The sequence below is a fragment of the Actinoplanes sp. NPDC051633 genome, assembly GCF_040681735.1.
Classification (GTDB): Bacteria; Actinomycetota; Actinomycetes; order Mycobacteriales; family Micromonosporaceae; genus Actinoplanes.
The window spans coordinates 1-5,721 of the sequence record NZ_JBFAZH010000460.1; the positions used below are offsets into that span (position 1 = coordinate 1).

The following is a 5,721-nucleotide window of genomic DNA, read 5'->3' on the forward strand; positions in this document are numbered from 1 at the left end:
GCCGGGCCCGATCAAGGGGTCGGTGCGGGTCCGCGTGGGTGACCGGGACGGGTGGTACCTGGCTCGGCCGGCGCCACGCTGGATGTACTCGAAGCCCACCACGCAGCACCTCCTGACCTGGGAGACGCGGGACGGCTTCGGGGTGAGCTTCAGCGGCGTCTCCGGCAAGGCGGACCTGCTCGCCACCGCGCGGACGATCCGGGTCATCCGGCCCGCCCCGCCGAGTGGTCCGCTGCAGCTGGGCTGGGTGCCGGACGGACTGGTCGCGACCTCCGTCGAGGTCTTCAACGACAGAAAGACCGAGAGCATCCAGCTGTCTTCGCCCGTCAAGAACCCTCCGCAGGACACCGGCATCTCGGTGCGCGCGGAGTCCGCGTCGCCCGGCTGGCTCACTCACTGGACCGACGGCAAGCCGCCGACTCACACGATCGCTGGTCACCAGGCGTGGTACCGGGAGTTTCCGCTCGGCCGTGACGGGGCCCCGCGAGTCATGCTGGTGGTCACGGCCGGCGACTGCGGGATCAACATCCAGGCCACCGGCTCGATCAGTTTCGCGGACCTCGAGCGGCTGGTCGAGGAAGCCACGGTCGGCAGTTGCACCAGTCGGGACGGCTGGGGCCCGGTCGTGCCCAAGGCGTGATGTCCATGGACGGGCGCCCCGGTGGCTCACCAGGCGTCGTGCGACCGGCTCGGGCCTGCGCGGATGCCGATGCCTCGACTATTCTCCGGCAGCGGCAGGCGTCGTACGGAAGGTGCCCGGATTTGGTTGCCGTAGCGGGGCTAATCGTCGAATGAAGGAAGTAGCGCGTGATCAAAGGACTGAACAAGATAGAGGTCATCACGTTGTTCGTTGAAGACCTCACTGCCGCGCGAGCGTTTTATGAGAACGTCTTCGGGCTCGAGGTCGTCTACTCTGATGAGGCCTCAGCGGTGGTTCGGCTGGAGAATCTGATGATCAACATCCTGCGCGTCGAGCGGGCCGGTACGCTCGTCGAGCCGCAGCCAGTGGCCGGGCCGAACTCCGGCGCGCGCCTGCTTCCCACCATCGCGGTCGAGGACGCGAATGCCGTCTACGAGGAGCTGAAGCAGCACGGCGTTACGATTCTCAACGGCCCGATCGACCGTCCCTGGGGCCGCCGGACGGTCGCGTTCGCCGACCCGGCGGGCAACGTCTGGGAGATCGCGCAGCTCCTGCCTCAGGCGTCCTGAGCCTCGGCCACCGCGACGCCATCGGCTTCGCCTGCGGCATACGTCTCTCGGCCCGGTCTGCGGGTCGACGGCCTCCTGCGTGAGGCGCTCCTCCGGACAGGCGGACCCGATGTCCGACCGCCTGCCGGAGGCCGGCGCATGCTAACCATCGGCCGGTCGACCTCGATGGTAGAAACGAGTGGGCGCTTGCGAACAAGAGGTGGGATGTGGGCCGGCGCCTCGGTGATGGTCCAGCGAGGATTTCACTACATCGCTCTCGGAATGCTCGGACTGTATTTCGTCGGTTCGTACTTCGTTCGCGAGCTGGGCGTCGGCAAGTGGGAGAAACCGTTTCTCGGATCGACCCTCTTTATCCTTCTCTGCGCGGCCCTCGCGCATGCCGCCGGCCTGTCGAAGAGCCAGAAGGACCTGGAGTTGGTCAAGAACAGCCTGTCGGCCCTGACCCGGGTCGACGCTGTCGAGGTCTGCTTCTTCGAGGGCGTCGAGGTCTACGAGGCGACGTACTCGGCGATTCGGGCGGCTCGCAAGCGCGTCTGGGTGACCTACCTCCGCAACGAGGCGCCCGTTCGGAGTGACGCTTGGACCCGGCACCTCCGGGCCTGCCGGGAGTGGACCTTCGAGGACAACAGCCGCCGGTTTCGCCGCATCATTCTTGAAGGCGGCGCCGCGGGAATGAAGGAATTCTGCCGGGAGGAACTGCGGCATGCGGTCAAGGCGGACCAGCGCGGTTACAGCTATCAGGTGAAGATACTGCAGGACTCGGTCCATTCCACCGAGGCGTTCAGCGTCGGAATATACGACGACATGGTCTTCTTCACCCATCGCGACGGTGATCATTCGATCGGGATAGGCATTCGCAGCAGGAAGCTCGCCGACGAATACATCCGGCGCTATTACGATCGGCTCTGGTACATCGCGAAGAAGATCGAGGACATCCAGATCGGCTGACCGGCGTCTTCACCCGGCGGCGTGCCGGCCGCGTGTGGCGGTGCCAGGTAGTCACCGATGGTCAGATCGCGCGCATCCGGTTGTTGCGGGGGCCGTGTTCGACCTCGGCCAGGCCGAGCGCCTCGAGCACCGGCGGCACATAACTGCCGAATCGGCCTCGCAAGCCCTTCTTGAAGCCGTACCAGCCTCCGACCGGATTGAGTTCGGACCGCCCCCAGCCCTCGACCGTGCCGTCCTTGGCCGGTTTCTGCTCGTCGGCGTTGCCGAGCGGCATCCAGTCGCCGTGCGCCACCAGCATCGCGTGCAGATCGTCGATGCACGCCAGGTGGTAGCGCAACTGTGTCTTCCCGACTTGCACGACCAACGCGGGCGGGTCCGCCTCCGGATCGCGATAGGCCTCGAACCGGCTGGTCCCCGGCGGCGTCAACAGTTGCCACGGATCGTCGGGAGTGCCGTTGCCTTCAACATCATCAGTGGTCATGGGCCCAGCTTGCCAGGCCGAACCAGACATCTACTGTCAGGTTGAGAAACTACGATGGAGGCTGTGCGAGCCGCCCGGATCTTGGAGATGCTGCTGATCCTGCAGTTGCGCGGACGCAGCACCGCGCGTGAACTCGCCGCCGCCCTCGAGGTCAGCGAACGGACCATCCTGCGTGATGTCGAAGCGCTCAGCGAGGCCGGCCTGCCGATCTACACCAACCAGGGCGCCGGCGGTGGGATCGAGCTGCTGGACGGCTTCGAGACCCGGCTCACCGGTCTGACCGCCGCCGAGGCCGAGTGCCTCTTGCTGATCGGGCAGCCGCAGGTGGCGCATCGGCTCGGCCTCGGCGTGCCCACCCGCAGCGCCCAGCACAAACTCAGCAACGCCATCCCGAAGGTGCTGGCCGAGCAGGCCGAGAGCCTGACCGACTGGTTCCTCCACGACCCCGACCCGTGGGACGGGCCTCGCATACCGCACGGCGAACTGCGCCGGATCCGGCACAGTATCCGCCGCTGCCACCGGATCGAGCTGTACCTCGGCGACGCACCGGCACTCCCGCTGGAACCGCTCGGTCTGGTCCTCAAGGCGGGGTCGTGGCACCTCGTCACCGCCGAGCAAACCGTCCTCTGTCTGGACGAGCTGCGGGCCACCCGCCTGACAACTCAACGGTTCAAGCCGCCGCCGGGATTCTCGCTGTCAGATTTCTGGTCGAAGCATCAGCGCGGGCCGCGTTAGGGACCAGCATGCCTCGGCACGGCGTCGTTGCAAGAGTCGAGAATCTGATGAAAGGCGCCCGAGCGCGGGTGCAGCGGTAAATTGCCGGCATGAGTCTTAACGTCGGTGACGAAATGATGAGGCTGTTAGGAGTGCTGCGGCACGAGCCGACGGACAAATGGGTCCGCGCGAGGCTCGGCGGGCAACTGGTGGTCGACAGCCGTGCCGCGCTGCTGCTGTGGGAACCGCGCCGGATCGTGCCCACGTTGGCTGTGCCGGACTCCGATGTCCGAGCCGAGCTCGTACCCGTCGAGCCGGCTCCGGAGAGCGACATACCGGTGCTGCATCCCGGGATCCCGTTCGCCGTGCACTCAACACCCGGGCAGACGTACGACGTCCGCGTCGGGAATGACGTCCGCGAGCGCGCCGCGTTCCGAGCAGACGACGCCGACCTCGCCGGTCACGTGGTGTTCGACTTCGACGCGTTCGACTGGACGGAGGAGGACGAGCCCTTGTTCTCGCACCCGCGCGACCCGTTCTCCCGCGTCGACGCACGGCGCAGCAGCCGGCATGTGCGCATCGAGCGGGACGGCGTGCTACTGGCTGAGTCCCACACTCCGACACTGGTGTTCGAGACGAAGCTGTACCCACGGTTCTACCTGCCGCGCGAGGACGTCAAGGCGGAGATTCTGCCCAGCGACATGGTGACCGCCTGCCCGTACAAGGGCCGTGCCTCGTATCTGTCGTTCGCGGTGGGGGAGAATCTGGCCTGGACCTACCCGGAACCCCTGCCTGACGCGTCGCCGCTCGCCGGTCTGGTCGCGTTCTTCGACGAGGTTGTCGACGTGACCGTCGACGGCGTACCTCGCAAGCGGCCCGAGTCGCCGCTCGCCAAGGTCATGAAGGACGAGTTCGGCGTCACCTGATGCGTGGGCGGTTGGTCGGTCACCGGCTCGGAGCGGTCAAGGATCTTGGGCGCTCCGCGCGGTCACCCCAGCCGCGGGGTGGAATACGTCTCGACGTAGTGTCCGTCACGAGTTTCGACACCGGTGAATCCATCAATGGGCGCGGTGAAGTGATAGAAGCGCAGAACCGTACCATCCGGATCGGGTATGTCCAGGCGAGGGCCGGCAGGCGTTTCCTCGATACCAGCGTGCGGAATGTCGAGACGTTCACACCGGGCAATCAGATCGTCCAGAACCGCACGCGAGGCGGGCTGAAAGGCGACCACGTCGAAACCGCGAAGATCTGGCTGGCCGGCGCAGGCCCGACGATCCCGCAAAGCGATGTTGAAACGGCCCTCGGGGTCGATCAGCCCGGCGCCGCGGAGCTCGCCGTCCTCGACGAATTCGACCCACAGCCGCAGGTCGAGCAGATTCTGGTACCAGGTGACGCTGTGGGCCAGGTCGGTGACCGGCAGTTTGATCTGAGCGATGCGGCCGAGTCCTGAAATGCCGATGGCTGCGGAAGTCATGCGTCCCCCTTTGTCAACGCCCGCGCGTCGGCGGCGGGTTCGATGGACCGACGCTAATTGAGCTTGAGAGGACGACACATAAGGAGGCGTCCGCCAAACCCCATCGTTCGTCTGCCATCCTGCGGCGTGCCGGCCGCGCGCAGCATCGACGCATCAATGGCGAGCTCGGCGTAGAAGCCGGATGAGTGTGGCGAGACCAGAGACCGGAATCCGTGGCGCTTGGAATCGCCGGATGCGACGGGGGATGCTGAACTGGGCCCAAACATGTTTCGTTCCGTCGGTGCGGTACCAGCCGATGTCGTCCGCCAGTTCCTGAGTGATGGCCAGTCCGCGTCCGCCCGCTTCGAGGGGTTGGTTCCCGGCCATGTGCGGAGGGACGGTGGGCAGGTGATCGGCGACGTCGAGGACGAACGTCTTCTTGGTGCGGCTCAGCCGTACCAAGGCTCCGGATCGCGCGTGGTTGAGGGCGTTCGTCGCAAGTTCCGTTGCGACGATCGCCATTCGTTCCGCCATGTCGTCCAGTTCCTTGCCGGCGATCAATGCCTGCGTGTCGAGCGTCTGTCGCAGGCCTGACCGCAACGGCTGCAGATCTGTGTAGTCGGCCACGCTCCACTCCTGCACCGCTGTCGCGGCGGGAGACGGAGCCGACCGAAGTCCGACCATTTCGGTGCAGTACCCTCGTCCAGGCGCCTCAAGCCCGATCATGCCTCCGGGTCCAGCGAGGCAGTGACCATGATCGATATGCGTGGCGCTGCGTCCGCCCATCGACACGGCTAGCGTGCAGGTATGGACGCCCTGCGAGTTCTCTTCATCGGTGGCAGCGGGATCATCAGTTCTGCCTGTTCGAGCCTCGCCGTAGAGCGTGGCATCGATCTGTACGTCCTCAATCGGGGTC

The 5,721-nt window shown here is 66.1% G+C and carries 8 protein-coding genes; 5 read left to right on the forward strand and 3 right to left on the reverse strand.

The features are described from left to right. The 3 genes from AB0M20_RS23775 to AB0M20_RS23785 all read left to right on the forward strand — a co-directional run. On the forward strand, positions 1-640 hold a 640-nt coding region (locus AB0M20_RS23775; RefSeq protein ID WP_364301584.1), incomplete at its 5' end, for a hypothetical protein. A gap of 167 nt (positions 641-807) precedes the next feature. Then, entirely contained in the window at positions 808-1,209 is a 402-nt protein-coding gene (locus tag AB0M20_RS23780; RefSeq protein ID WP_364301586.1) for a VOC family protein, read from the forward strand. 204 nt (positions 1,210-1,413) lie between these two features. Further along, positions 1,414-2,157 (forward strand): hypothetical protein, encoded by a 744-nt coding sequence (locus AB0M20_RS23785; protein WP_364301588.1) that lies wholly within the window; start codon positions 1,414-1,416, stop codon positions 2,155-2,157. A gap of 61 nt (positions 2,158-2,218) precedes the next feature. On the opposite strand, the gene AB0M20_RS23790 is transcribed toward AB0M20_RS23785, so the two are convergent. Continuing rightward, a complete protein-coding gene (locus AB0M20_RS23790) occupies positions 2,219-2,638 on the reverse strand; it encodes a DUF6855 family protein (RefSeq protein WP_364301590.1) in 420 nt (139 codons plus the stop codon). A gap of 63 nt (positions 2,639-2,701) precedes the next feature. On the opposite strand from AB0M20_RS23790, the gene AB0M20_RS23795 reads away from it, so the two are divergent. Both AB0M20_RS23795 and AB0M20_RS23800 read left to right on the forward strand, forming a co-directional pair. Then, positions 2,702-3,373 (forward strand): HTH domain-containing protein, encoded by a 672-nt coding sequence (locus AB0M20_RS23795; RefSeq protein ID WP_364301592.1) that lies wholly within the window; start codon positions 2,702-2,704, stop codon positions 3,371-3,373. A gap of 89 nt (positions 3,374-3,462) precedes the next feature. Continuing rightward, the gene (locus tag AB0M20_RS23800; protein WP_364301594.1) at positions 3,463-4,278 is read left to right on the forward strand and encodes a DUF427 domain-containing protein; all 816 of its coding nucleotides are present in this window, start codon (positions 3,463-3,465) and stop codon (positions 4,276-4,278) included. 62 nt (positions 4,279-4,340) lie between these two features. Here AB0M20_RS23800 and AB0M20_RS23805 read toward each other — a convergent pair whose 3' ends face one another. Next, positions 4,341-4,826, reverse strand: coding sequence for a VOC family protein (locus AB0M20_RS23805; protein ID WP_364301596.1), 486 nt, complete (start codon positions 4,824-4,826; stop codon positions 4,341-4,343). A gap of 153 nt (positions 4,827-4,979) precedes the next feature. Beyond that, on the reverse strand, positions 4,980-5,721 hold a 742-nt coding region (locus AB0M20_RS23810), incomplete at its 5' end, for an ATP-binding protein (protein WP_364301598.1).

Excerpts from the sequence above, each read along its gene's own strand:
- AB0M20_RS23785 (WP_364301588.1), top strand. The coding sequence starts at position 1,414 with ATGTGGGCCGGCGCCTCGGTGATGGTCCAGCGAGGATTTCACTACATC.
- AB0M20_RS23790 (WP_364301590.1), bottom strand. The coding sequence starts at position 2,638 with ATGACCACTGATGATGTTGAAGGCAACGGCACTCCCGACGATCCGTGG.
- AB0M20_RS23800 (WP_364301594.1), top strand. The coding sequence starts at position 3,463 with ATGAGTCTTAACGTCGGTGACGAAATGATGAGGCTGTTAGGAGTGCTG.
- AB0M20_RS23805 (WP_364301596.1), bottom strand. The coding sequence starts at position 4,826 with ATGACTTCCGCAGCCATCGGCATTTCAGGACTCGGCCGCATCGCTCAG.